General features: G+C 69.8%; 23 protein-coding genes. 9 read left to right on the plus strand and 14 right to left on the minus strand.

Annotated elements, in window-relative coordinates; translation table 11 throughout:
- Nucleotides 1–4: 4 nt before the first annotated feature.
- The 5 genes from A3AG_RS0129500 to A3AG_RS0129520 form a co-directional block, all read right to left on the minus strand.
- Nucleotides 5–1,084, minus strand: coding sequence for a YheT family hydrolase (locus A3AG_RS0129500; protein WP_018008869.1), 1,080 nt, complete (start codon nt 1,082–1,084; stop codon nt 5–7).
- A gap of 40 nt (nt 1,085–1,124) precedes the next feature.
- A complete protein-coding gene (locus tag A3AG_RS0129505; protein ID WP_018008870.1) occupies nt 1,125–1,565 on the minus strand; it encodes a YybH family protein in 441 nt (146 codons plus the stop codon).
- 31 nt (nt 1,566–1,596) lie between these two features.
- A complete protein-coding gene (gene waaF, locus A3AG_RS0129510) occupies nt 1,597–2,619 on the minus strand; it encodes a lipopolysaccharide heptosyltransferase II (protein WP_018008871.1) in 1,023 nt (340 codons plus the stop codon).
- 118 nt (nt 2,620–2,737) lie between these two features.
- Entirely contained in the window at nt 2,738–2,932 is a 195-nt protein-coding gene (locus A3AG_RS0129515) for a zinc-finger domain-containing protein (RefSeq protein WP_010812205.1), read from the minus strand.
- A 95-nt stretch (nt 2,933–3,027) separates the two neighbouring features.
- Entirely contained in the window at nt 3,028–3,948 is a 921-nt protein-coding gene (locus A3AG_RS0129520) for a branched-chain amino acid transaminase (RefSeq protein ID WP_018008872.1), read from the minus strand.
- Between the two features lie 183 nt (nt 3,949–4,131).
- Here A3AG_RS0129520 and A3AG_RS0129525 point away from each other — a divergent pair, with 183 nt between their 5' ends.
- Together A3AG_RS0129525 and A3AG_RS0129530 are read left to right on the plus strand one after the other, a co-directional pair.
- A complete protein-coding gene (locus A3AG_RS0129525; protein ID WP_018008873.1) occupies nt 4,132–7,155 on the plus strand; it encodes a DEAD/DEAH box helicase in 3,024 nt (1,007 codons plus the stop codon).
- 207 nt (nt 7,156–7,362) lie between these two features.
- Nucleotides 7,363–8,382 carry a Bug family tripartite tricarboxylate transporter substrate binding protein gene (locus A3AG_RS0129530; RefSeq protein WP_018008874.1) on the plus strand — a complete coding sequence of 340 codons (1,020 nt, stop codon included), beginning with the start codon at nt 7,363–7,365 and terminating at the stop codon, nt 8,380–8,382.
- Between the two features lie 47 nt (nt 8,383–8,429).
- On the opposite strand, the gene A3AG_RS0129535 is transcribed toward A3AG_RS0129530, so the two are convergent.
- Together A3AG_RS0129535 and A3AG_RS0129540 are read right to left on the minus strand one after the other, a co-directional pair.
- Nucleotides 8,430–9,566 (minus strand): helix-turn-helix transcriptional regulator, encoded by a 1,137-nt coding sequence (locus A3AG_RS0129535; protein WP_018008875.1) that lies wholly within the window; start codon nt 9,564–9,566, stop codon nt 8,430–8,432.
- Nucleotides 9,567–9,665: 99 nt separating this feature from the next.
- Nucleotides 9,666–10,769, minus strand: coding sequence for a helix-turn-helix transcriptional regulator (locus A3AG_RS0129540; RefSeq protein ID WP_018008876.1), 1,104 nt, complete (start codon nt 10,767–10,769; stop codon nt 9,666–9,668).
- 413 nt (nt 10,770–11,182) lie between these two features.
- On the opposite strand from A3AG_RS0129540, the gene A3AG_RS0129545 reads away from it, so the two are divergent.
- From A3AG_RS0129545 to A3AG_RS0129575, 7 genes are all read left to right on the plus strand, one after another.
- Complete coding sequence (locus A3AG_RS0129545) at nt 11,183–12,379, plus strand: phosphoglycerate kinase (RefSeq protein ID WP_018008877.1); 1,197 nt, start codon at nt 11,183–11,185, stop codon at nt 12,377–12,379.
- 90 nt (nt 12,380–12,469) lie between these two features.
- On the plus strand, nt 12,470–13,906 hold the full coding sequence (pyk, locus tag A3AG_RS0129550; protein WP_018008878.1) for a pyruvate kinase: 1,437 nt from the start codon (nt 12,470–12,472) through the stop codon (nt 13,904–13,906).
- Nucleotides 13,907–13,956: 50 nt separating this feature from the next.
- Complete coding sequence (gene fba / locus A3AG_RS0129555) at nt 13,957–15,021, plus strand: class II fructose-bisphosphate aldolase (RefSeq protein WP_018008879.1); 1,065 nt, start codon at nt 13,957–13,959, stop codon at nt 15,019–15,021.
- Between the two features lie 103 nt (nt 15,022–15,124).
- Nucleotides 15,125–16,033: a phosphoribosylaminoimidazolesuccinocarboxamide synthase gene (locus A3AG_RS0129560; RefSeq protein ID WP_018008880.1), complete on the plus strand. Its 909-nt coding sequence runs from the start codon at nt 15,125–15,127 to the stop codon at nt 16,031–16,033.
- A 169-nt stretch (nt 16,034–16,202) separates the two neighbouring features.
- The gene (purE, locus tag A3AG_RS0129565; protein ID WP_018008881.1) at nt 16,203–16,700 is read left to right on the plus strand and encodes a 5-(carboxyamino)imidazole ribonucleotide mutase; all 498 of its coding nucleotides are present in this window, start codon (nt 16,203–16,205) and stop codon (nt 16,698–16,700) included.
- A 41-nt stretch (nt 16,701–16,741) separates the two neighbouring features.
- Nucleotides 16,742–17,986, plus strand: coding sequence for a 5-(carboxyamino)imidazole ribonucleotide synthase (locus tag A3AG_RS0129570; protein ID WP_018008882.1), 1,245 nt, complete (start codon nt 16,742–16,744; stop codon nt 17,984–17,986).
- 39 nt (nt 17,987–18,025) lie between these two features.
- Nucleotides 18,026–19,015 (plus strand): L-threonylcarbamoyladenylate synthase, encoded by a 990-nt coding sequence (locus tag A3AG_RS0129575; RefSeq protein WP_018008883.1) that lies wholly within the window; start codon nt 18,026–18,028, stop codon nt 19,013–19,015.
- A 214-nt stretch (nt 19,016–19,229) separates the two neighbouring features.
- Here A3AG_RS0129575 and A3AG_RS0129580 read toward each other — a convergent pair whose 3' ends face one another.
- The 7 genes from A3AG_RS0129580 to A3AG_RS0129610 all read right to left on the minus strand — a co-directional run bounded on the left by A3AG_RS0129580 (nt 19,230) and on the right by A3AG_RS0129610 (nt 26,089).
- Entirely contained in the window at nt 19,230–19,556 is a 327-nt protein-coding gene (locus A3AG_RS0129580) for an AzlD domain-containing protein (protein ID WP_018008884.1), read from the minus strand.
- On the minus strand, nt 19,553–20,377 hold the full coding sequence (locus tag A3AG_RS0129585; protein ID WP_018008885.1) for an AzlC family ABC transporter permease: 825 nt from the start codon (nt 20,375–20,377) through the stop codon (nt 19,553–19,555). Before A3AG_RS0129585 ends, A3AG_RS0129580 begins: the two co-directional genes overlap by 4 nt.
- A gap of 188 nt (nt 20,378–20,565) precedes the next feature.
- Entirely contained in the window at nt 20,566–22,197 is a 1,632-nt protein-coding gene (gene dacB / locus A3AG_RS0129590) for a D-alanyl-D-alanine carboxypeptidase/D-alanyl-D-alanine endopeptidase (RefSeq protein ID WP_018008886.1), read from the minus strand.
- Nucleotides 22,198–22,248: 51 nt separating this feature from the next.
- A complete protein-coding gene (locus A3AG_RS0129595) occupies nt 22,249–22,836 on the minus strand; it encodes a MarR family winged helix-turn-helix transcriptional regulator (RefSeq protein WP_018008887.1) in 588 nt (195 codons plus the stop codon).
- A complete protein-coding gene (locus A3AG_RS0129600; protein ID WP_018008888.1) occupies nt 22,833–23,984 on the minus strand; it encodes an ABC transporter substrate-binding protein in 1,152 nt (383 codons plus the stop codon). Before A3AG_RS0129600 ends, A3AG_RS0129595 begins: the two co-directional genes overlap by 4 nt.
- Before the next feature lie 233 nt (nt 23,985–24,217).
- Complete coding sequence (locus A3AG_RS0129605; protein WP_018008889.1) at nt 24,218–25,471, minus strand: flavin-dependent oxidoreductase; 1,254 nt, start codon at nt 25,469–25,471, stop codon at nt 24,218–24,220.
- Nucleotides 25,472–25,624: 153 nt separating this feature from the next.
- The gene (locus tag A3AG_RS0129610; RefSeq protein ID WP_018008890.1) at nt 25,625–26,089 is read right to left on the minus strand and encodes a PACE efflux transporter; all 465 of its coding nucleotides are present in this window, start codon (nt 26,087–26,089) and stop codon (nt 25,625–25,627) included.
- Nucleotides 26,090–26,106: the final 17 nt, after the last annotated feature.

Consider the following 26,106-nt stretch of genomic DNA (forward strand, 5'->3'; position numbering starts at 1 on the left):
CGCCTTACATCATGCTGTCGAAAAATCTCAGGATCCGTGCCGGCAGCCATTCGATATGGCCGCTGAAGCGTCCGTCGGCCTGCAGCGGCAGGTAGCGGCGCCAGTCCGCGGGCGGGGTCATGAAGCCGACATGGCCGCCGTGCTCGGGCTGCTCCAGCCAGACCTGCGGGCTGGCGTCGGCCGGGCCGGGCAGGTGCCGCGCCGGCAGGAAAGGGTCGTTGCGCGCGTTGAGCACCAGCGTGGGCACGGCGATGTCGCGCAGCACGGGTTTGCTGGCGGCGCGGCGCCAGTAGTCGTCGGTATCGGCAAAGCCGTGCAGCGGCGCGGTGACGACGTTGTCGAAGGCGTACAGGTCGCGGCTGGCCAGCATGGTGTCGCGGTCGAACAGGCCCGGGAACTGTTCCAGCTTGGCCAGCGACTTGCGCTTGAGCGTCTGCAGGAACATGCGCGTGTAGACCAGGTTGAAGCCGGCCGACAGCGCCGCACCGCCGGCGGCGAGATCCAGCGGCGCGGAAATCGCCGCGGCCGCATGCACGTGGCCGGCAGTGCTGCCGTCTTCGCCCAGCATGCGCAGCAAGGCGTTGCCGCCCAGCGAGATCCCCACCACCAGCAACTGGCGCCCGCCGGCGCAGTGGTGCTGGCGCATGCGCTCGAGCACCCAGCGGATCTCGGCCGAATCGCCCGAGTGGTAGAAGCGCGGGGCCAGGTTGAGTTCGCCGGAACAGCCGCGGAAATGCGGGATCACGCCCTGCCAGCCGCGCAGCGACAGCGCATGCATCAGCGCCTGCGCGTAGTGGCTGCCGGAGTCACCCTCCAGGCCGTGGAACATCACCACCAGCGGCGTATTGCCGTGCACCGCATGGGTGGTCCAGTCGAGGTCGATGAAGTCCTGGTCGGGCGTGGTCCAGCGTTCGCGGCGAAAGCCGACGCGCGGCGGGCGGCGCGTGAAGCGCGCGGGGATGATGGTCTGCGCATGGCCGCCGCGCAGCCACCAGGGCATCGGCGTGCCCTCGCCATAGCCGTGCGCACTGGCGGGATTTGCCTGGACCGCGTAGGGCAGTCGGTGGTGCGGAAGCTGCGTCATGCCGGCTTGGTGGTGCGGCGGCCGCTGCGCGGCCGCGGGTTCAGTGCAGCGCCTGGCCCGGCGTGGCGGCCACGGCGGCAACCTGCACCGCGTTGGCCGGGCTGCAGTGGATATGGGCCAGGCGCCAGCCTTCGTGGTTCTGCATCAGCACGTAGGTGGTGTGCACGTACAGGTCGGCCTCGACGCGGTCGCTGCCGAAGCGCAGCGCCTCGGTCACGTCGAAGATCGACACGGCCATCGACGCATGGCTGCTGGTATCGATGGCATCGACCAGCACCGGCTGCTCTTCCAGCAGCTGCGAGAAGGCCTGGCGCAGCTGTTCGTGGCCGATCAGGCGCTGCCCGTCGGGCAGCACGCAGGTGATCGAGTCTTCGTCCAGCCACAGGCGCAGCGCGCCTTCGGCGTCGCGCAGCTTCAGCGCTTCACGGAAAGCGTCGACGATGTCTTCGGCGGAATCGAACAGGCGGGCAAAGCGAGGCATGGTGGCAATGGACGTGGCTAGGGCGGGGAGGTCAGGGCCGGTGCAGCAGCTTGCGCAGCTCGACGAACACCATCTCCGGTTCGATTTCTTTCAGGCAGCGCAGGTGGCCCAGCGGGCACTCACGCTTGAAGCACGGACTGCACTCCAGCTGCAGCCACATGATACTCGCTGCCTGTGACAGCGGCGGCGTGTGGCGGGGATCGCTGGAGCCGTACACCGCCACCTGGGGCCGGCCCAGCGCCGCGGTCACGTGCATCAGGCCCGAATCGTTGCAGACCGCGGCTTCGGACAGCGCCAGCAGGTCGACCGCGTCGTCGAGCGAGGTCTGTCCGCACAGGTTGCGCACGAACGGCGCCTCGCTGACGATCTCGGCGGCGATCTCGGCGTCCTTGGCCGAGCCCAGCGTGATCATCTGCGCGTACGGATACGAGCGCCGCAGCATCTGCGCCAGTCTGGCGAAATGCGCCGCGGGCCAGCGCTTGGCCGGGCCGAACTCGGCCCCCGGGCAGAACGCGATCACGCGCGTGTGCGGGGCCAGGCCGAAGCGCTCGGCGGTGGCCGCCACGCGCGCAGGGTCCACGCGCAGGCGCGGCTCGCTCAGGTTCTCGGGCAGGCGCGCGCCGGGCTTGAGCGCCAGGCGGGCGTAGTGCTCCACCATCGGCGGGCGGTGGTCGCGCGGCGGATTGGCGTGGCGCACGTTGAGCATGCCGAAGCGCGCTTCGCCGCGATAGCCGATGCGCAGCGGAATGCCGGCCAGCCACGGGATCAGCGCCGACTTGAGCGAGTTCGGCAGCACGTAGGCCAGGTCATAGCCTTCGTTCTTCAGCTGTTGCGCGAACATCAGCCGCGCCGACAGCTGCAGCTTGCCGTGCGCAAGGTCCGACGGGAACACGCGGCCGATTTCCGGCATGCGCGCGAGCACCGGCGCGACCCACTTGGGCGCGAGGGCGTCGATGACCAGGCGCGGATGACGCGCCTTGAGCAGCGCGAACAGCGGCTGCGCCATCAGGGCGTCGCCGATCCAGTTGGGGGCGATGACGAGGGCTTTCTTCATGGAAGGGGCGCAAGGAGCCGGCACGGGCGCAGCGGCGCGGGCGCCGGCAACGCCAACGCTCCGGGGCGCCTGTGGGCGGCCCGGAGCGTCAGGGGGGTGCGACGGCAGGCGGCTCGGGTCAGTGGTGGCCCTTCAGCACGGTGCCCGGCTTGAGCTTGTACACGGTGCCGCAGTAGGGGCACTTGGCTTCGCCGGTGTCGGCCACGTCGAGAAACACGCGCGGGTGGTAGTTCCAGGCCGGGGTGTTGGCGGTCGGGCAGTGCAGCGGAATGTCTTCGGCGCCGATTTCGATGATGGTCGCGGTTTGCGTCATGGTGTTGCAGGGAATAAGACTTATCGTTCGTCAAAACAAGGGGCGTGCCGCGCCCGCACGGGCGGGCGACCGGCACGCGGGCTGGCGGCCGGTGCTCAGACCAGCGTCAGCCACTGCTTGTACTTTTCCTCGGTGCCGCCGACGGCGGCAAAGAAGGCGTCCTGGATCTGCTTGGTCACCGGGCCGCGGCGACCTTCGCCGATGATGCGGTCGTCCAGCTCGCGGATCGGCGTGACTTCGGCGGCGGTGCCGGTGAAGAAGGCTTCGTCGGCGCAGTACATCTCGTCGCGCGTGATGCGCTTCTCGCGCACTTCGATGCCCAGGTCGCGCGCGATGGTCAGGGTGGCGTCGCGGGTGATGCCGTCCAGGCACGAGGCCAGGTCCGGGGTGTAGATCACGCCGTTGCGCACGATGAAGACGTTTTCGCCCGAGCCTTCGCTGACGTAGCCCTCGGTGTCGAGCAGCAGCGCTTCGTCGTAGCCCAGGCCGGTGGCCTCCTGGTTGGCCAGGATCGAGTTGATGTAGTAGCCGCTGGCCTTGGCGCGCACCAGCGACACGTTGACGTGGTGGCGGGTGAACGACGAGGTCTTCACGCGGATGCCGCGCTCCATGCCTTCCTCGCCCAGGTAGGCGCCCCACGGCCAGGCGGCGATGGCGACGTGGATGGTGTTGCCCTTGGCCGAGACGCCCAGCTTTTCCGAGCCGATCCACACGATCGGGCGGATGTAGCAGGATTCCAGGTTGTTGGCGCGCACCACTTCGCGCGTGGCGTCTTCCAGCGTGGCCTCGTCGAACGGCATCGCGATCTGGAAGATCTTGGCGGAATTGAACAGGCGGCGGGTGTGCTCTTTCAGGCGGAAGATGGCGGTGCCCGCGGGGGTCTTGTAGGCGCGCACGCCCTCGAACACGCCCATGCCGTAGTGCAGCGTATGCGTCAGCACGTGGATCTTGGCGTCGCGCCATTCGATCAGCTTGCCATCCATCCAAATCTTGCCGTCGCGATCCGCCATCGACATGTCTGTTCTCCCTGCGCCGTGAAATAGCAAAAACGATATTGTAAGCCCGGGGGGCATGGGTCACAACGCGGCGCGGGCGCCGCCGCGGTCTAGAATGCGCTTTTCCGGGCATTGTCGCCGCGTTGGCGGCGGCGGGCCGCCAACGCGGCCGTGCACCCCCTCCACCGACCTTTCCCGCAAGCCGTGCCTCCGAGCCCACATTCCAGCCCCGACCGCCAGCCTGACGCACTGCCGGACGCCCCTGGCGCGCCGGCGCCGGAAGCCGGCTGGCAGCAGGCGCTGGACGCGCTGCGCGCGCTCGCCGGCACCGTTCCGGAAGGCGCGGCTGGCGCGGCCCAGCGCACGCGGCGCGTGCTGTGGGCGCTGACGCTGGACGCCGACGGCGCCCCCGGCACGATCGAGCCGCTGGAGCAGGTGCGCGGCCCGAAGGGCTGGGGCAAGCCCCGGCCAGTGCCGCTGGCGCGCGTCGCCGAGGACGACCGGCTGGAGCCGTGGGATGCGCGCGTGGCGCGCGCCATTCGCCGCGACGCCTCGCACCACCGGCGCTACGTGCTCGACCGCGCCATGGCGTTGATGGCGCTGGCCGGGCACCCGGGCGTGGTGCTGGCCCACGCGCCCACGCAGACGCTGGAGGTGGTTGAAGACCCGCCGGCGCTGGAGGCGGTGCGCAGCGCCGGCCGCTACGTGCTGCGCCTGTTCCCGCCGCTGCGCGAGGCGCCGGCGCTGGAGGCGCTGCTGCCCGCCGCCGCGCGGCAGGAGGCCGAGGCGCTGCGCCAGCTCACGCTGGTGCGCGACGGCCCGCACCGGCTGCGGCTGATCCGCTATACCCCGGCGCAGTTCGAGGCCGCGCGGCTGATCGGCCATGGCCTGGCGATTCCCGAGGAGGGCCACGCCGTGCTCGACCAGACCCTGCGCGCACTGGCCGGCCAGTTCCAGATCCAGGCCGATGCCGCGGCCGGCACGCGCGCGGTCGAGGCCGAGGCACGCTTGCGCGCCGAAGTGGCGCCGGTGGGGCGCGGCATCTCGCTGCGGCTGGTGGTGACGCCGCTGGGCCCGCTGGGGCCGCGGCTGGCGCCGGGCGCCGGGCGCGAACGGCTGATGGCCACGGTGCGCGGCGAGACCCTGTCGACCTGGCGCGATCTCGACGCCGAACTCGCCGGCGTGGCCGAGGTCTTCGCCGCGCTGCCGCAACTGGTGGCGCTGTCGCCGCCGGGCGGCGAGTACAGCTGGTCGCTGGACGATCCCGAGGAGGCGCTTGCAGTGGTCGAGGCGCTGCCCGCGCTGGCCGCGGTGCAGGCGGTCGAATGGCCGCGCGGCAAGGCACTGCGCGTGCTGCCCGCCGACCTGCCGCAGCTGGGCGTGCAGATCGAGAGCCGCGGCGCGTGGTACAAGCTGGCGGGCGAGCTGCGCGTGGCCGAGGGGCTGGTGCTGGAACTGGGCAAGCTGATCGACTGGACCGGCAGCCATGCCGGGCGCTTCGTGCCGATGGGGCAGGGGGTCTATGTGGCGCTGACGCAGGTGCTGCGCGGCCGGCTGCGCGATCTTGCCGGCGTGGGCGAGCGCTTTGCGGATGGCACCCGTGACGGTATCCGCGTGCCGCAGATGGCCACGCCGTGGCTGGATGACGTGCTGGCCGGCGCGGGTGTCGATCCCGATGCGCATTTCCGCGCGCGCATCGCCCGGCTGCGCGCCGCGCGCGAGGCAGAGATCGCGCTGCCGGCCACGCTCGCGGCCGAGCTGCGCCCCTACCAGGAAGCGGGCTACCGCTGGGCCATGACGCTGGCCTCCGCCGGCCTGGGCGCCTGCCTGGCCGACGACATGGGCCTGGGCAAGACCCTGCAGGCGCTGGCGGTGCTGGTTGCACGCGCCGGCGGCGGCGCGGCGCTGGTGATCGCGCCGACCTCGGTGTGCGGCAACTGGGCCGCCGAGGCGCGGCGCTTCGCGCCCACTCTTGACGTTCATGTCTATGCCGAGGGCGACCGCGAGGCGCTGCTGGCGCAGGCCGGGCCGCATGACCTGGTGATCGTCTCGTACACACTGCTGCAGCAGGCCAGCGGGGACTTCTGCGCGCGCGCCTGGCATACCGTGGTGGCCGACGAGGCGCAGGCCTTCAAGAACGCGGTCACGCGGCGGGCGCAGGCGCTGTTCGCGCTACCGTCGGACTTCCGCATGGCGCTGACCGGCACCCCGGTGGAGAACCGGCTGGCCGAGCTGTGGTCGGTGATGCGGTTCTGCAATCCGGGGCTGCTGGGCTCGCTGGCCCGCTTCAACGAGCATTTTGCCAACCCGATCGAACGCGCCGGCAGCCGCGAGGCGCGCCTGCGGCTGCGCCGCATGATCGCGCCGTTCGTGCTGCGCCGGACCAAGGCGCAGGTGCTGGACGAGCTGCCGCCGCGGACCGAGCTGGTGATCCGGGTCGAGCCCGGGCCGGTCGAGGCGGCGCACTACGAGGCGCTGCGCCGCCAGGCCCAGAGCGACGCCGAGGCCGCGCTGGCACGCGTCGAGGCCGCGCGCAAGGCCACCCGCGATGCCCCCGCCGGCGCCAGGGCACGGGCGCTGGCGCAGGCCCAGCACCAGGCGCAGGCGCGCCTGCACGTGCTGGCGCAGCTGATGCGGCTGCGCCGCGCTGCCTGCGATCCGCGCCTGGTCACGCCCGAAGTGAGCGGGCAGCTGAGCGAGGGCGCCAAGGTGCGCGCCTTCGTCGAGCTGGCCAGCGGGCTGGCCGCCAGCGGCCACAAGACCCTGGTGTTCAGCCAGTTCGTCGATTTCCTGCAGTTGCTGCGCCAGGGGCTCGAGCGCGCCGGGCTGGCGCTGCAGTACCTGGACGGCGCCACCCCCGCGGCCGAGCGCACGCGCCGCGTGGCCGCATTCCAGGCGGGAGAGGGCGATGTCTTCCTGATCAGCCTGAAGGCCGGCGGCTTCGGCCTGAACCTGACCGCGGCCGACTACGTCATCATCGCCGACCCGTGGTGGAACCCCGCCGCCGAGGACCAGGCCATGGGCCGCGCGCACCGCATCGGACAGCAGCGCCCGGTCACGGTGTACCGGCTGATCCATGCGGGCACCATCGAGGAGCGCATCGTCGAGCTGCACCGCGACAAGCGCGCGCTCGCCGACGGCCTGCTGGAGGCCGACGACGAGGGCGCCGCGGGCACCGGCGCGCCGCTGCCGGATGTCGACGAACTGGTGGGACTGCTGCGGCGCTGAGGCGCGGGCCGCGCCGAGGTGGGCTGGTGTTGGCATATGCCCGCTCGGCATACCTTCAGGCAAACTCAGTCGTTTGGTTTTGGCAGGAACCTTGCTATCTTGTTGCGCTGGCCCGGGGCTCAGACCCCGGCCATCGCGCCGACCCGCCGCGCCGGGCCGCATTTTTCCTGCTGACGCTTTTTGCTGATACTCACCGACGGTGCCCCCATGCCCAATTCGTCCCGCCTGCTTCCGCGCCTGACCTTCCGTTCCGCCGTCCGTGTGGCCGCGCTGTGCGCCGCCGCCGCGGTAAGCACGGCCAGCCTGTCCGCCCACGCGCAGGGCGAATGGCCGACCCAGCCGGTGACGATCCTGATGGGCTTCACCGCGGGCTCGGGCGTCGACATCGTCGGCCGCACGCTGCAGGAATCGCTGCAGAAGTCGCTGAAGACCACCATCGTCTATGACTACCGGCCGGGCGCCGGCGGCAACGTTGCCTCCGAGGTGGTGGCCCATGCCAAGCCGGACGGCTATACGCTGCTGCTCGGCACCGCCGCCACGCACGGCATCAACCCGGCGCTCTACAAGAACCTGCCGTTCGATGCCGACGCCGATTTCACCCCGATCGCGCCGCTGGTCGAGGTCTCCAACGTGCTGACCGTCAACCCGGCGGTGCTCGACGTCAAGTCGGTCAGGGAGTTCATCGAGAAGGTCAAGGCCAATCCCGGCAAGTACAACTTTGCCTCCACCGGCAACGGTACCGGCACCCACCTGGCGTTTGCCGAGTTCAATGCGCGCGCCGGGCTGGACATGGTGCACGTGCCCTACAAGGGCGGCCCCGACGCGCTGCAGGCGGTGGTGAAGGGCGAGGTGTGCTGCATCTTCAACCAGGTGCAGAGCGTGCTGCCGCAGTTCCGCGCCGGCAAGGTGCGCCTGCTGGGCGTGACCACCAAACAGCGCGTGCCGGTGATTGCCGATGTGCCGACCATTGCCGAGAGCGGCCTGCCCGGCTTCAACAGCACCATCTGGTTCGGCCTGTTCGGGCCCAGGGGGCTGGACCCGAAGATCGCGCGCAAGGTCAATGACGCGGTCAAGGTGGCGCTGGAAACGCCGGCGATCCGCCAGAAGCTGATCGATGCCGGCAACACGCCGCGGGTCGAGACCGTCGAGCAGTTCAAGGCCACGGTGAAGGCCGACCGCCAGAAGTGGGCGGGCGTGGTCAAGACCGTGGGCGCTTCGATCGACTGAACGGTCGGCGGATCCGTCGCCAGCGCGGCCGGAGCCAGCCTGCGCCGCTAGGCGCGCACGCCCAGCCGCGTCAGCAGGTGCGCCAGCTGCGCCTGCGTGCCGGTGCCGGTCTTGGTGAAGATCGCCTTGAGCTGGGTGCGCCCAGTCTCGCGCCGGATGCCGATCAGCTCGCAGGCCTCGGGCAGGCCGATGCCCGAGGACAATTGCAGCGCCAGCCGGATCTCCGCCGGCGTCAGGCCGTAGAGGTCGCGCAATACCGTCGGCAGCGTCATCGGCCCGGCGCCTGGTTCGTGGATCGCCACCAGCACGCTGGGACGCTGCCAGTCCATCGCCAGGTGATGCGCCGGGGGCAGCGGCAGCAGGATCACCTGCGCCTGCCGGCCGGCGCCGTCGACGGCGCGCAGCGCCTGCGCCGGCTGCGCGCTGGCCGGGTTGCTCACCGCGCGCAGCGCCTCCGCGAACGGGCGCGACAGGGTCCAGCCGCCATCCTCGCGCGCGGCCGGCGGCGCCGCGGCGCTGCTCTCGATCGATACCGCCGGCAGCAGCCGGCGCACCCAGGTTTCGCCGATGCTGTTGGCCATGAGCGGCTTGCCGTCGTCGCGGAACACGATCACGCCGAACGGCAGCCGCTCCATCAGCTGCGACGACGCATGCGCCAGCGCCGACACCTGGTGGGTGCGTTCGCGCAGCGCCATGGCCTGGCGCACGTGCGGGATGGCCCAGTCGAGCGCGCGCGCATCCTCGGGCGAAAAGTGGTCATGGCCCTTCGGGCGCTGCAGCGACAGGAACACGTCGTAGTGCGGCTGGCGCTCGATCAGGCAGGCCATCACCGACGACTGTTCGATCGGCCGCAGGAACTCGCCGTAGAAGGGCGACTGCCGCATGACCTGCGGCCCCAGCTCGCGCGAATCGATATACCAGCTGCCCACCGCCATGCGCCGCGCGAACGGCAGCGCCGGGTCGATCGCGGCGAACTGTTCGCGGTAGGCGGCCACGGCCTCGGGCATCGGGTTGACCTCCTGGTGCACTAGCACGCGCTCGTGCACGGTGTCGAGCACGAGCAGGTGCGCGTGGCTGCTGCCGCTGGCCTGGCACAGCGCGCTCAGGCTGCGCTGCCAGGCATCGGCGTCGAAAATTCCCTCGTACAGCGCGCGAATGGTGTCGTGCATCTGTGTGTCGCTCATGGCTTCCCTTCTTTTTACTTCTTGTATTTTTAGCACTTTACTCGCGTGGCAGCGCGCGTGCCGCCGCAGCGGCGCCGGCGCGTTGCAGGGCTTGCGTGTTCAGCCCTGTTCCAGCGCCGCGCCAAGGCGCGAGAGCAGATGCGTAAGCTGGGCCTGGCTGTTGCAGCCGGTCTTGTGGAATACCGCCTTGAGTTGCGTGCGCGCGGTTTCGTGGCGGATGCCGAGCTGCTGGCTGGCTTCCGGCAGGCCCTGGCCGTGGGCCAGCTGCACGCTCAGCCGGGTCTCGGCCGGCGTCAGGCCGTAGAGGTCGCGCAGCACCGGGCCAAGCAACAGCGGCGCGCGGTCCTGCTCATGCACGATCACCAGCGCGGCCGGTTCCTGCCACTGCGCGGCAAAGGCGTGCGAGGGCGGCAGCGGCAGCACGATGACCTGCGCGCCGGCGTCGCCGCTGGTGGCGCTCGCCGCCTGCGCGGCCACCGCGTGGCGCGGGTCGCAGGCGGCCTGGACCATGTCGGCGAACGAGCGCGACAGGGTCCACTCCGAGACCTTGCCGGCCGGATCCAGCCGCCGCGCCCAGCGTTCGCCGGCGCGGTTGCACAACAGCACCTGGCGCTGCGGCGAAAACACCAGCAGGGCGAAATTGAGCCGCTCCACCAGCTGCGTCGACAGCCGCGCCAGCACCGTCAGACCCAGGGTGCGGTCGCGCATCGCCATGGCGCTGCGCATATGCGGGACGATCCAGTCCAGGCCGCCGGTGTCGACGCTGGAGAACAGCGGCTGCCGGCGTGCGCGCTGCATCGAGAAATAGACTTCGTAATGGGGCTGGCGCTCCACCAGGCAGGCGACGTAGGAGCGCAGGCCATAGCGGTGGAAAAAGTCGCGGTAGAACGGATGGCGCGCCATGGTGCCTTCGCCCAGTTCGCGCGCGTCGATATACCAGTCGCCCGGGCGCAGCCCCGGCGCGAACTGCTTGGCCGGGTCGATCGCCTGGTAATCCGATTCGTATTCGGTGAACAGCTCGACCACCGGGTTGACGATCTCGTTGACGCTGATTTGGTCGCGCACCGTATCCCAGACCATCATCGAGGCATGTGCCGCCCCCGCCAGCCCGGTCAGGGTGCGCAGGCTGTCCTGCCAGGCCACGGGATCCAGAATGCCCTCGTACAAGCCGCGGATGGCTCCGTGCATGTCGGCTTCATTCATCTGACTTACCCCTTGCATTCGCGACAAATAATGCGCGGCGCCGGTGGTGCGTCCGCTCGCACCCCGGCATGCTTTGTTGTTCTGGCTGCTTGCAGTGGGCCCTATCGTTAGCCTCTTGTCGGCCGCCGCTGGTCTTGGCCGTTTGTGACCGGCTCTGGCGTGATTGCGTGTCTGTTGTAGCAGACGTTGCGTACATTACCGCACTTGGGGGTCTCGCGGAAAACGCCAGCGCCCCTTCTTTGGTGGGGAGTCGGGCACGGCGGGCGCCGGTCCCCACTGGCTCGCGGGCCGGTTTGTGCCTTGCGGGGCGCATCATGGTCTGCCATGGTCCGGATTCGGCAAAGCCCCGATCGCGTTCAGGTAAAATGCCGGTTTCCCCGAGTCCGCAGCGAAATCTCGCGCCATCCACCGTCATGACCTCTGTCCTGCGTCTTTCCGATCTGATCTCCCAAGGCCAACTCTCCGGCAAGCGTGTGTTCATCCGTGCCGACCTGAACGTGCCGCAGGATGACGCCGGCCACATCACCGAAGACACCCGCATCCGCGCCTCCGTGCCCGCCATCGAAGCCTGCCTGGGCGCTGGCGCCGCGGTGATGGTCACGTCCCACCTGGGCCGCCCGACCGAGGGCGAGTTCAAGCCCGAAGACTCGCTGGCGCCGATCGCCGCGCGCCTGTCCGAACTGCTTGGCAAGCCGGTCCGGCTGGTGCAGAACTGGGTCGACGGCGTCGAAGTGGCGCCCGGCCAGGTGGTGCTGCTGGAAAACTGCCGCGTCAACAAGGGCGAGAAGAAGAACAGCGACGAGCTGGCGCAGAAGATGGCCCGCCTGTGCGATGTCTACGTCAACGACGCCTTCGGCACCGCGCACCGCGCCGAGGCCACCACGCACGGCATCGCAAAATACGCGCCGATCGCCTGCGCCGGCCCGCTGCTGGCCGCCGAGATCGACGCGCTGGGCAAGGCGCTGGGCCAGCCCGCGCGCCCGCTGGTGGCGATCGTGGCCGGCTCCAAGGTCTCGACCAAGCTGACCATCCTGAAGTCGCTGGCCGACAAGGTCGACAACCTGGTCGTCGGCGGCGGCATCGCCAACACCTTCATGCTGGCCGCCGGCCTGAAGATCGGCAAGTCGCTGGCCGAGGCCGACCTGGTCGGCGACGCCAAGGCGATCATCGACATCATGGCCCGGCGCGGCGCCTCGGTGCCCATCCCCGTCGACGTGGTCTGCGCCAAGGAATTCAGCGCGACCGCCGCGGCCACCGTCAAGGACGTCAAGGACGTCGCCGACGATGACATGATCCTCGACATCGGTCCCAAGACCGCCGCGCTGCTGGCCGAGCAGCTCAAGGCTGCCGGCACCATCGTCTGGAACGGCCCGGTGGGCGTGTTCGAATTCGACCAGTTCGGCAACGGCACGCGGGTGCTGGCCGAGGCCATCGCCGCATCGAAGGCGTTTTCGATCGCCGGCGGTGGCGACACGCTCGCCGCCATCGCCAAGTACGGCATCGCCGACCGCGTGGGCTATATCTCCACCGGCGGCGGCGCGTTCCTGGAATTCCTGGAAGGCAAGACGCTGCCCGCCTTCGAAGTGCTGGAGCAGCGCGCCGCAGGCTGACGCACCCGCCCGCGCCTGGCGGAGCCGTGGGCCCGCCGGTCGCGCCAACCGGCCGTCGGGCCATCGAGCGCTGAAACCAGGAAACCCCGCATGACCCGTTCCACCAAGATCGTCGCCACCATCGGCCCCGCCTCCAGTTCGCTGGAAATCCTGACGCGCATGATCGCGGCGGGGGTCGACGTGGTGCGGCTGAACTTTTCGCACGGCACCGCCCAGGACCATCTCGACCGCGCCCGGCTGGTGCGCGAGGCGGCGCAGGCGTGCGGGCGTGAGGTCGCCATCATGGCCGACCTGCAAGGCCCCAAGATCCGCGTGGGCAAGTTCGAGCACGGCAAGGTGCTGCTCAAGGCGGGCGCGCCCTTTATCCTCGATTCCAACTGCAAGCTCGGCAACGAGGAGCGCGCCGGCCTGGACTACCAGGACCTGCCGCGCGACGTCGGCCCGGGTGACCTGCTGCTGCTCAACGACGGCCTGATCGTGCTGGTGGTCGAGCGTGTGCTGGGCAACGAGATCTTCACCACCGTGCGCGTCGGCGGCGAGCTGTCCAACAACAAGGGCATCAACCGCCAGGGCGGCGGGCTGTCGGCGCCGGCGCTGACCGCCAAGGACATGGACGACATCAAGACCGCCATGGCCCTGGGCGCGGACTACCTCGCGGTGAGCTTCCCCAAGAACGCCACCGACATGGAAATGGCGCGCCAGCTGGCCGCCGTGGCCGGCCAGCCGCACGGCCACCGGGCCCGCATGATCGCCAAGATCGAGCGCGCCGAGGCTATCCATCCGGGCGTGCTGGAAGAAATCCTGCAGGCCTCCGACGGCATCATGGTGGCGCGCGGCGACCTCGCCGTGGAAGTCGGCAACGCCGCCGTGCCCGCGTTGCAGAAACGCATGATCAGGCTGGCGCGCGAGGCCAACAAGCTGACCATCACCGCGACGCAGATGATGGAAAGCATGATCGTCAACCCGGTGCCGACCCGCGCCGAGGTCTCGGACGTGGCCAACGCCGTGCTGGACGGCACCGACGCCGTGATGCTGTCGGCCGAGACCGCAGCGGGCCGCTATCCGGTGGAAACCGTCGAGGCCATGGCCGCGGTCTGCATCGAGGCCGAGAAGTCCGAGGTGGTCCAGCTCGACACCGATTTCCTCAACCAGACCTTCTCGCGCATCGACCAGTCGGTGGCGATGGGGGCGCTGTTCACCGCCTATCATTTGCAGGTGAAGGCGATCGCGGCGCTGACCGATTCCGGCGCGACCGCGCTGTGGATGAGCCGGCACCGCATCCATGTACCGATTTACGCGATGACGCCCAACCTGGCGTCGCAGCGCAAGATGCAGCTGTACCGCAACGTGGTGCCGCTGCCGCTGCAGTCGAGCACCGACCGCGATACCGCGCTGGAGCAGGCCGAGGAACTGCTGCTGGCGCAGGGCGTGGTGCAGCGGGGCGATTTCATCGTGCTGACCATCGGCGAGCCGATGGGGCAGCCGGGCGGTACCAACACCCTGAAGATCGTCAGGGTGGGGCATTGAGCGCCGACAGAAGAATACCGAGACATCCCATTTTCATTTAGGAGTTAGACATGCCACTCGTTTCGATGCGCCAGCTGCTGGACCACGCAGCCGAGAACAGCTACGGCCTGCCGGCCTTCAACGTGAACAACCTCGAGCAAGTGCAGGCCATCATGCAGGCGGCCGACGAGGTCAACGCTCCGGTGATCATGCAAGCCTCGGCCGGCGCCCGCAAATACGCCGGCGAGCACTTCCTGCGCCACCTGATCGAGGCCGCGGTCGAAGCCTATCCGCACATCCCGGTGGTGATGCACCAGGACCACGGCCAGTCGCCGGCGATCTGCCAGGCCGCGATCGACCTGGGCTTCTCGTCGGTGATGATGGACGGCTCGCTGCGCGAAGACGGCAAGACCCCGGCCGACTACGAATACAACGTCGACGTGACGCGCAAGGTGGTGCAGCTGTCGCATGCCATCGGCGTGACCGTCGAGGGCGAGCTGGGCTGCCTGGGCTCGCTCGAAACCGGTGAAGCCGGCGAGGAAGACGGCATCGGCGCCGAAGGCAAGCTGGACCACTCCATGCTGCTGACCGACCCCGAGCAGGCCGCCGACTTCGTCAAGGCCACCCAGCTCGACGCGCTGGCCATCGCCATCGGCACCTCGCACGGCGCCTACAAGTTCACCCGCAAGCCCACCGGCGACATCCTGGCGATCAACCGCATCAAGGAAATCCACGCCCGTATCCCCAACACCCACCTGGTGATGCACGGCTCGTCGTCGGTGCCGCAGGAACTGCTGGAAGAGATCCGCAAGTTCGGCGGCGACATGAAGGAAACCTACGGCGTGCCGGTCGAGGAAATCCAGGAAGCGATCAAGTACGGTGTGCGCAAGATCAACATCGACACCGACATCCGCCTGGCCATGACCGGCGCGATCCGCCGCTTCTTCGTCGAGAACCCGAGCAAGTTCGACCCGCGCGAATACCTGAAGCCGGCCCGCGAAGCCGCCAAGCAAGTGTGCAAGGCGCGCTACCTGGCGTTCGGCTGCGAAGGCCAGGCCGGCAAGATCAAGCCGGTGGCGCTGAGCGAGATCGCGCAGCAGTACAAGTCGGGCAAGCTGGCGCAGGTCGTGCAGTAATGTCCCGTGTCCGCCTTCCGCGCAAGGGGAAGGCGGCTTGCAGTTCCGGCCGCCGCGGCACGCTTCCAGCGCCCGGCGGCTTCGCCGTTTTATCGGAACCATCATGACCAACGCTCTCTACCAGTCCTCCATCAACTCGCTGCCGCTGCTGGGCCACGGCAAGGTGCGCGACAACTACGCCGTCGGCAACGACAAGCTGCTGATCGTCACCACCGACCGCCTGTCGGCGTTCGACGTCATCATGGGCGAGCCGATCCCCGACAAGGGCCGCGTGCTGAACCAGATGGCCAGCTTCTGGTTCCGCAAGCTCGCGCACATCGTGCCGAACCACGAGACCGGCATCGCGCCCGAGACCGTGGTGGCGGCGGATGAAGTGGAGCAGGTCAGGGGCCGCGCGGTCGTGGTTAAGCGCCTGAAGCCGATCCTGGTCGAGGCCGTGGTGCGTGGCTACCTCGCCGGCAGCGGCTGGAAGGACTACCAGGCCACCGGCAAGGTGTGCGGCATCGAGCTGCCGCCGGGCCTGCAGAACGCGCAGAAGCTGCCCGAGCCGATCTTCACGCCGGCGGCCAAGGCCGAGATGGGCGAGCACGACGAGAACATCTCGTTCGCCGAGGTCGAGGCCCGCATCGGCATCGCGCTGGCGCGCCAGATGCGCGAGATCTCGATCCGCCTGTACAAGGAAGCGGCCGAGTTCGCCGCCACGCGCGGCATCATCATCGCCGACACCAAGTTCGAGTTCGGCCTCGACGACAACGGCGTGCTGACGCTGATGGACGAAGTGCTGACCGCCGACTCGTCGCGCTTCTGGCCGGCCGATTCGTACCAGGTGGGCACCAACCCGCCGTCGTTCGACAAGCAGTTCGTGCGCGACTGGCTGGAGGCCGTGCGCATCGACGGCAAGCCGTGGCCCAAGACCGCACCGGCGCCCAGGCTGCCGGACGACGTGATCGAGAAGACCGCGGCAAAGTATCGTGAGGCGCTGACGCGCCTGACGGGCGAAGAGTTGAAGTAATTTCGTAGCCACCGGCTTTCAAGAGCCAACGGTGTTCCCCTCTCCCCTCATGGGAAGAGGGCAGGGTGAGGGGTGGTTTGGCAAGGCACCACGCGTCTAGAAGCGCCCGGTTCTCACCCCGCCCCTCTCCCGCCAGCGGGAGCGGGGAGCAAACCAGCAAGGATCAAACGTGAGCAAGCAAGAAAAGCCATTGGTCGGCGTCGTCATGGGCAGCAGCTCCGACTGGGACGTGATGCAGCACGCCGTGGCGATGCTGAAGGATTTCGGCGTGCCGTTCGAAGCCCAGGTGGTGTCCGCGCACCGCATGGCCGACGACATGTTCCGCTATGCCGAGAGCGCGCGCAGCCGCGGCATCCGCGCCATCATCGCCGGTGCCGGCGGGGCCGCGCACCTGCCGGGCATGATCGCCGCCAAGACCATCGTGCCGGTGTTCGGCGTGCCGGTGCCGTCGAAATACCTGCGCGGCGAGGACTCGCTGCTGTCGATCGTGCAGATGCCCAAGGGCGTGCCGGTGGCCACCTTTGCCATCGGCGAGGCGGGCGCCGCCAACGCCGCGCTGCATGCCATCGCCACGCTGGCGACCACCGACGACGCGCTGGCCTCGGCGCTGGAAGCCTTCCGCGCGAAGCAGACCGAAGCCGCGCGTGCCATGACGTTGCCGCTGTAATGCTGCCGCTGTAACCCTCCGGACCCTGACGGAACCGAGCAATGCCTACCGATATCCATCCCTACCTCTCCGAAGCCCACACGCCGGAATCGCGCGCCGAGTTCGGCGTCGACCGTCCCGACGCGCCCATCCTGCCCGGCGCGTGGCTGGGCATGCTGGGCGGCGGCCAGCTCGGCCGCATGTTCACGCATGCGGCGCAGGCGATGGGCTATCGCGTGTGCGTGCTCGACCCGGACCAGGACAGCCCGGCCGGCGTGGTCGCCGACAGGCACATCTGCGCGGCATACACCGACGAGGCCGCGCTGGCCGAGATGGGCAAGCTGTGCCAGGCGGTCAGCACCGAGTTCGAGAACGTGCCGTCGCTGTCGCTGGACCGGCTCGAGCAGCTGGGTGCGTTCGTCGCGCCGCGCGGCTACTGCGTGTCGATCGCGCAGAACCGCATCGGCGAGAAGAAGTTCTTCGCCGCCTGCGCCGAGCGCACCGGCGTGCCGACCGCGCCGCACTGGGTGATCCAGCACGACGCCGACGTCGACCAGCTGCCCGACCACGTGCTGCCCGGCATCCTCAAGACCGCGCGCATGGGCTATGACGGCAAGGGCCAGGCGCGCGTGAAGACGCGCGACGACGTGCGTGCCGCGTGGAAGGCGATGCAGCACGTGCCGTGCGTGCTGGAGCAGATGCTGCCGCTGGCGTACGAGGTGTCGGTGCTGGCCGCGCGCGGCGCGGACGGCGCCACCGCGACCTGGCCGCTGGCCGAGAACGTGCATCGCGACGGCATCCTGTTCTCGACCGAGATGCCGTCGACCAGCGTCTCGCCCGAGATCGCCGATCGCGCCCGCGCAGCGGCCGCCGCCATCGCCACGGAAATGGGCTATGTCGGCGTGCTGTGCATCGAGTTCTTCGTGCTCACCGACGGTTCGCTGGTCGCCAACGAAATGGCGCCGCGCCCGCACAATTCCGGCCATATCACCATGGACGCCTGCGAGACCAGCCAGTTCGAGCAGCAGGTGCGCGCCATGGCACGGCTGCCGCTGGGCAGCACGCGCCAGCATTCGGCCGGCAAGATGCTGAACCTGCTGGGCGATGTGTGGTTCGAGTTCGGGCTGGAGCGCACCCCGGCCTGGGACGAAGTAGTGGCGCAACCCGGCGCCAAGCTGCACCTGTACGGCAAGAGCGATGCGCGCCCGTCGCGCAAGATGGGACATGTCAACTGCATCGGCGAGCATGCCGAAGCCGCCGACGCCGCGTTCCGGGCGGCCGCGCAGGCGCTGCACATCCCGCTCTGAATTTCCGTCCGACCGCCACGCCACCTTTGAAGGAATACGATGTCGCCGCGCACGCCCACGGCCGCCGAACTGGATGAAGCCGTCCGCCTGCTCGAGGCGGGGCAACTGGTTGCCTTCCCGACCGAGACGGTCTACGGGCTGGGCGCCGACGCCGAGAATCCCGAGGCGGTCGGCCGCATCTTCGCGCTCAAGGGACGGCCGTCCAACCACCCGGTGATCGTGCACGTGGTCGATGGCGCGGACATCAGCTACTGGACCGACGAGGTACCCGAGGCTGCGCGGATGCTGATCGATGCGTTCTGGCCGGGACCGCTGACGCTGATCCTGAAGCGTGCTTCGCATATCGATGCCGCGGTCGCCGGCGGGCAGGACAGCATCGGCCTGCGCTGTCCGTCGCATCCGGTGGCGCAGGCGCTGCTGGCGCGCTTCAAGCGCGGCCGCGGCGGCATTGCCGCGCCTTCCGCCAACAAGTTCGGCCAGGTCAGCCCGACCACCGCGCAGCATGTGCGCGAGGAATTCGGCGACGCGGTCTATGTGCTGGAGGGCGATGGCGTCGAGGTCGGCATCGAATCGACCATCGTCGACCTGTCGCGGCTGGACCAGGGCATCGGCCCGGTGCTGCTGCGCCCGGGCGCGGTCACGGTGGGGATGCTGGCGCAGGTGCTGGGCGAAGCCCCGCTGCCGCCGGATGCCGCCGCGCCGCGCGCGTCCGGCACGCTGAAGGCACACTACGCGCCGCACACGCCGCTGCTGCTGGCCGATGCGCAGTCCGCCGCCGCGCGCCTGGAAGCGCTGCCGGCGGATGCCCGCGTGGCATGGGTCGGGCGCGCGCCGCTGGCGGACCAGCGCTGCACCTGGGTGCAGGCGCCCGCCGATGCCGCCGCCTATGCGCAGGAGCTGTACCGGCTGCTGCGCAAGCTGGACCGGCAGGGGTATACGCAGCTGGTGTTCGAGGTATTGCCCGAAGGGCAGGACTGGGCCGGGGTAAGGGACCGGCTTGAGCGGGCGGCGGCGGCGTTCGGGGGGTAGGGCGGTGGCTTGCCTGCTGCACGCCTGACTTCGTCGATACGCCAGCCCTCACCCCCGCCCCTCTCCCGCCAGCGGGAGAGGAGAGCAAACCGCTGGCATTCCAATGCAGTCAGCCAGTTCGGTTCCTTCTGATTACCGCCGGTGTGCTCCCTCTCCCGCTGGCGGGAGAGGGTCGGGGTGAGGGCCGGCGTCTGCTAGCACGCTGCCGTCAACATTACCCCCCCAACAACCGCAACGCCGTATACACCGCCATCCCCACTGCAATCATCCCCACCATCTTCCGGGTCAGCAGGTAGAACACCGTCGCCGCCACCCCGGCCATCAGCTTGTAGTTGGAAAACGCCACGGTGAAATGCCCCTGCCAGGTCATCAGGTCCGGCAGGATGATGGCGGCCAGCGCGGCTGCCGGCGCATAGCGCAGCGCGCGCTGGATGCGGTCCGGCACGGTGATGTGCTCGCCGGCCATCAGGAACAGCGCGCGCGTGATCACGGTGACGACCGCCATGCCGACCAGCGCGATCCAGACTTCGGTATGGCTCATGCGCGGTCTCCCGGGAGGTCGGCAGGCTCGGACCCCGGCTTGGCGAGCGGTGCCTGCCTGCGCCGCCGGATGCCGCGCAGCGCGGCCCGCGCCGCCAGTTCATCGCTGGCCATGCCCGCCGCGATCGCGCCGACCACCGCCACCACCAGCCCGAGCCGGTACGGCAGGTCGAAGCACAGCAGCGCCAGCACCGCCGAAATCACCACCGCCATCAGCGTCGAGCGCGAATTGATGGTGGCGATCATCACCGGGATCAGCGCCATGGTGCCGGCCAGCCCCAGCCCCCAGCTGTCCGGGAACAGGCTGGCCAGCACGATGCCGATGATCGACGACAGCTGCCACATGCAGAAGTTGGTCAGCGCCATGCCCCAGAAGTAGCCTTCCTTGCCGGGCTCATAGCCGGGCGTGCTGTACTTCTGCAGGAAGTAGACGAAATGCAGGTCGCCGTTGAAGAAGCCCAGCACCGTGCGCCGCGCCAGCGTCAGGTAGCTGAAATGCGGCTGCATGCCGGCGCTGAAGATGACGAAGCGCAGGTTGACCATGGCCGCGGTCAGCCAGATGGTCCACAGCGGCAGCCCCGCGGCGAACAGCGGCAGCACCGCCAGCTGCGCCGAGCCGGCGTAGACCAGCAGCGACATGCCGATGGCCTCGGGCACGGTCAGCACGGATTTGCTCATGGCCACGCCGGTGACCAGGCCCCAGGAAAATACCGCGGGCAGGGACGGGGCAAAGCGGCGCGCGCCGTCGATAAAGCCGGCGCGTTCGGCCGGTGCGAAGCGATGCCAGAGGCGCAACCACACCGGGGGTTGTCGGGAAGTCATGTCAGAGGAAGCGGGGGCGATGCGACCCGGGGCCGAAGGCCGGCCCGGAAGGCTGCCGCCGCAGGACGCGGCCGGCACCCTGGCATTATAGGGTGGGATGGCGGGCTGGTAAGCGAGCGCTTAAAAAAATGCCGCCCCGGCGTTGGCGGCGGGCCACGGCGCCGCGCCGCGGCCCGGCCGCGGCGGCGTCAGTGCGCCCCGCGGTACACCCACTGCAGCAGCGCGTCGTGCGCCTCCTGCGCCTGCGCGGCGTTGGCGTGGTTGATCATGCTGACCACCACGTAGCGGCCGCCCTCGGCGGCATCGACATAGCCCGCCAGCGCGCGCACATCGGCCAGCGTGCCGGTTTTCAGGTAGCCGCTGCCGGCCGCGCTGGCGCGGGTCAGGCGGTTGCGCAGCGTGCCGTCGACGCCCAGCACCGGCAGCGAATCGATCAGCACCGGCCCGACCGGGCTGGCCGCGGCCTGCTGCAGCAGGCGCGCCATGTCATAGGCGCTGATGCGTTCCGCGCGCGACAGGCCCGAGCCGTTGTCGAGCACCAGCCCCGGCATGTCCAGCCCCTGGCGTGCCAGCCAGCGCTGCACCACGCGGATCGAGCGCCCGGTGCTGGCGGGCCCGCCGCGGTCCATCTCGGCGCCGAGGGTCAGGAACAGCTGCCGCGCCATCACGTTGTTCGAGAACTTGTTGATGTCGCGCACGATGTCGGCCAGCGGCAGGCCGTAGTGGCGCGCCAGCAGCACCGCGCCGCGCGGCACCTTGCCGCTGCGCAGCGCGGGCAGGCGGGCAAAGCGCCCGCCGGCGCGCTGCCACTCGGCGACAAAGCCGCCCCAGGTGAATTCCGCGTGCGACAGCGTGGCGATATTGAGTACGTGCTCGCCGCAGTCGCTGGCATAGTCGCCGTAGAAAGAGGCCAGCACGGTGCCATCGGCTTGCGGCAGCACGGTCGGGCTGGCGCTGCTCTGCCAGTCGCCGCAGCGGCCGTTGGTGAGCGTCAGGCGGTTGTCCAGCTTGAGCTGCGCCAGCTCCGGCGTGACGCTGACCGCCACGGTCTGCGTGGCCGGGTCCGGCGTGAGCGTGAACGACAGCGTCTTGAAGGCGTACAGCAGCGCATCGGGGCCGACGTTGTAGGCGCGCTGCACCTCGCCGTCGATGGTGCCGTTGCTGTCCAGGCCATCGGCGAAGTAGCTGCGATCCAGCACCAGGTCGCCGTCGATGGTGCTGGCGCCGGCGGCACGCGCCCGCGCCACCAGCTTGGCCATTTCCTCTGGCACCAGCTTGGGATCGCCGTGGCCGCGCAGGTAGACGTTGCCGTTGACGGTGCCGTCGGCGCCGGGTTGCGCGTCGGCGTAGAGCGAGGTCTGCCAGCGGTAGTCGGGCCCCAGCAGCTGCAGGCCGGCGAAGGTGGTGACCAGCTTCATGGTCGAGGCCGGGTTCATCGGCAGCTGCGCGTTCCAGCTGGCGCGCGCGCTGCTGTCGCCCAGTCGCACCACGTAGAAGCTGGCCGCCGCGGCCGGCACGCCGGCGCGGCGCAGGGCCGCGGCCACCGGGGCGGGCACGCCGGCACTGAGCAGCGCCGGATCGGCGGCGGCCTTGGTTGCGGCTTTGGCGGCTTTGGCCGATTCCGGCGCTTTGGCGGGCCTGGTGGCCTTGGTCGCCTTGACGGCCTTGGTGGGCGGCTTGGCGTAGGCCGGTGCCAGTGCCGGGCCGCCGGCCAGCAGCACGGCGGCAACGAGGGGCGAGAGCAGCGGCGACAGGCGGCGCAGCAGCGCGCCGGGTCGCGCTGCGGTGGGCGCGGCGAGGGTTCTTGGCATGGCGGCCATGTTAACGCATGGCCGCCCGCAAGCGGATGACAGTGACGATGGCGCGGCGGTTCAGCCGGCGCGCGGCGGCGCCAGCCGTGCCAGCAGCGCTTTCAGCGTGGCCTGCTCGGTTTCGCCGAGCGCCGAGCTGACGTGGGCGTCGTGCGCTACCACTGCCTGCGTGGCGGCTTCGAGCGTGCGGCGCCCGGCCGGGGTCAGCACCAGGCTGTAGGCGCGCCGGTCGCCCGCGGCCGGGCGCCGCGCCACCAGCTTCATGGCCTCGAGCGCATCCACCAGCAGCACCGCGCCCGAGCGCGCGATGCCCAGGATCTGCGCCAGCTCGGTCAGCTTCAGGTGCGGGTTACGCGAGATGATGACCAGCGCCGAGAAGCGCGGCGGGGTGATCTGCCACTGCGCCAGCGACTGCACGAAGTCTTCGTAGATGCGGATCTGCGCGCGGCGGATGGCGTAGCCGACCAGGTTGTCGAGCACGCCGTAGTCGATGTTCGGCACATGCGGGTCGAAGCCGCCACCGCCACCGTCGCCGGCGGCCGGGTCGGGCGCCAGCGCATCGCGCGTCCTGCGCCGCGCGGGCGCTGCGCCGGTGCGGGCCCGCCGCGCGGGGGTGGCGGGCGGTGTGGCGGATGCGTCGGGAATCATTTGATCAGTTTCCAGTTGCCGTTCTCTATTGTCACCATAACCCGACCGCGCTGGTCAAAGCCATAGTGGTCTTGCGCACTGAAGTTCAGCACCCCGTGCGAGACCACGATGTCGCGCTCGGTCTCGAGCGCGTGGCGCAGCGCCTGGCGGAAGGCCGGCGTGCCGGGGCGCGCCTGCTTCAGCGCCACCGGCACGATGCGCTCCAGCACCAGCCCGGCATCGTAGGCATGGGCGCCGAACTGCGTGCGGCTCTCGGCCCCGTACTGCTTTTCATAGCGGGTGACGTAGTCCAGCCCGGGCTTGCGCACCGGGTCGCCGGCGGGCAGCTGCTCCGGCACGATCACCGGGCCGGCGGGCAGGATCGCGCCGTTGACCAGGCGCCCGCCGATGCGGATCAGGTCCTTGGTGGCCGCGCCGTGGGTCTGGTAGAGGGTGCCGCCGTAGCCGCGCTCGCGCAGCGTGGTGTGCGGCAGCGCCGCGCCGGTGCCGGCGCCGGCGATCAGGATGGCATCGGGTTTGGCGGCGATCAGCTTGAGCACCTGCGCGGTCACGCTGGTGTCGGCGCGGCCGTAGCGCTCGGTGGCGATCAGGCGGATGCCGTTGGCGGTGGCGGCGGCGGTGAAGTCCTTCAGCCAGGTCTCGCCGTAGGCATCGGCAAAGCCGATAAAGCCGATGGTCCTGACGCCCTGGTTTTTGGCGGTGGCGGCCACGGCATTGGCCATCAGCCGCACCGGCTGCGCCAGCCGGAAGGTCCAGGCGCCGCGCCCGGGCTTGAGCTCGATCGGCGAGAATGCCAGCTGCACGGTCTGGGCCTCGTCGGCCACCTCTGCAATCGCGATCGACGGTGCCACCGCGGACGAGCCCAGGATGATGTCGACCTTGTCCTCGGCGACGAAGCGGCGCGCCGCCTTGGCGCCCTGGGTCGGATCGGAGGCATCGTCCAGCACGATGTAGCGCACCGGCTCGCCGCCGATCCGCTGCGGCAGGTAGGCCAGCGTGTTTTTCTGCGGGATGCCGAGCGATGCGGACGGGCCGGTGGTGGACAGGCTGACGCCGACGGTGATGTCGGCGAGCGCGGTGGTGGCGGCGAAGGCTAGGGCGATGCCGAGTGCGAGGCGGGTGCGCCTGGCAGGGGTGTGGGACGCCATGGTTGTTCTCCTCGATGCTGAATGATCTTATGTGTTTTCCATCCCGCTGGATTGCTCCCCCTCTCCCGCTTGCGGGAGCGGGGCAGGGGGTGAGGGCAGGCGCGTCGACAGCTTGCGCCTCAGGACAAAACCGTCGGAACGGTTTGTTGTGGTCGCTTGCTAAACCGCCCCTCACCCCGGCCCTCTCCCCGTGAGGGGAGAGGAGTACCCACTCGGCCAGAAGCAAGGTTTCGCTAGCCCTTGCCCTGCATCGACTGCCGGTCGAACCCCGCCAGCTGCTTGTATCGCAGCGAAATCGCTTCCAGCTCCGCGCGCGGAATCACCTGTTCGATATCGCCGAACCCTTGCGGCGCGCGCTCCTCCGCCAGCTGCATCACCTGCTCCGGCCCGTTCATGCGGTTGCGCAGCACGATGCCGGCGGTGCGCGGCAGGCGCTCGGCCTCGTATTCGCGCAGCGCGTAGCCGGTGTCGCGGGTGCCGAGCAGGCTGTCGACCAGGTAGCGCGCGTCAAGGATGGCCTGGGCGCTGCCGTTCGAGCCGATCGGGTACATCGGGTGCGCGGCGTCGCCCAGCAGCGTGACGCGGTCGAAGGTCCAGCGCGGCAGCGGGTCCTTGTCGACCATCGGGAATTCGTAGATGGCGCCGGCGCCGTCGATCAGCGCGGGGATGTCGATCCAGTCCCAGCGCCAGTCGGCAAACGCGGCGCGGAACACGGATTTGTCGACCTGCTTGTTCCAGTCGCTGCGCGGCGGGGTGTCGGGCACGCTGTCGGGCACGCGCAGCTCGGCGATCCAGTTGACCAGCGCGCGGCCCTGGCGGCGCAGCGGTTCGGAGATGGGATAGGCGACGAATTTCTGGTCCTGGTGCCCGGCCATGAACATCGAGCGGCCGTCCAGGTAGGGCGGCGCCTCGGTGACCGCGCGCCACAGCAGCCGGCGCGAGAAGCGCGGCAGGTCGCCGTGGGGATAGAAATGGCGGCGCACCGCCGAATGGATGCCGTCGGCGCCGACCAGCACGTCGGCGCCGGACTCGACCGCGGCATTGTCGGCGCGGCGGCGCAGCACGAAGCGCGCGGGGCCCTGCGCGCCGGTATCCAGCACGGACTCGAAGCTGTGGCCGGTATGGACCGCGCCGGCCCCCAGGCGCTCGACCACGGTGCGGTGCAGCAGCATCTGGAATTCGCCGCGATGGATCGAGAACTGCGGCCAGTCATAGCCCGCGGCCAGCCCGCGCGGCTCATGCCAGATGCGCTGGCCCAGCTTGTTGTAGTACGACAGCGACGAGGTCTCGACGGCAATGGCGGCGAGCGCATCGCGCAGGCCCAGCTCGGACAGCACGCGCACGGCGTGCGGCAGCAGGTTGATGCCAACGCCGAGCGGGCGCAGCGTTTCGCTGGCTTCCCAGACCTCGGCCTCGATGCCATGGCGGTGGCACAGCAGCGCCAGTGTCAGCCCGCCGATGCCGCCCCCGGCGATTGCGATTTTCATGATGTCTCCCCGCGTACAGGTCGCGCCGGGGCCGCGCCCGCGGCGCCGCTCCCGGGCGAACCGAATTTGTTATGGAGTATAACGATTCGGCCGGTGGCGGCAAGACGGGAAAGACCCCGGCGCACGGCGTCCGGGGTCGGGAAAAACCCGCGCTCAGCCCAGCGCGGCGCCTTCCGGCTTGGCTTGGGAGGTGGCCTGGGCCTTGAGCGCCGGCACCGGGAACACGATGTCGTAGAGCCAGTTGTAGACCAGCGCGTAGACCATGTAGAAGCCGGCCACGGCGATGTCCATGATGAGCGCGTCGACCAGGCTGATATCGAGGTACCACGCCACCGACGGCAGGAACACCACCAGCAGGCCCAGCTCGAACAGCAGCGCGTGCAGCACGCGCACCGGCACCGACTTGCGCAGCTGGCCGGTGAAACGCAGCATGCCCTTGTCGAACAGCACGTTGTAGAGGTAGTTCCAGCCGGTAGCGATCAGCGAGGCGACCGCGCCGATCAGCCCCATCTGGTGAAGTTCATAGCCGAAGGCCCAGCTCGCCAGCGGGGCGAAGATCAGCAGGCCGACCACCTCGAAGCCAACGGCATGGCGGATCCGGTCCCAGGTTTTGCGCATGGTTTCTCCTTGCGGGC

The sequence above is a fragment of the Cupriavidus neocaledonicus genome, from assembly GCF_000372525.1.
GTDB classification, from domain to species: Bacteria; Pseudomonadota; Gammaproteobacteria; order Burkholderiales; family Burkholderiaceae; genus Cupriavidus; species Cupriavidus neocaledonicus.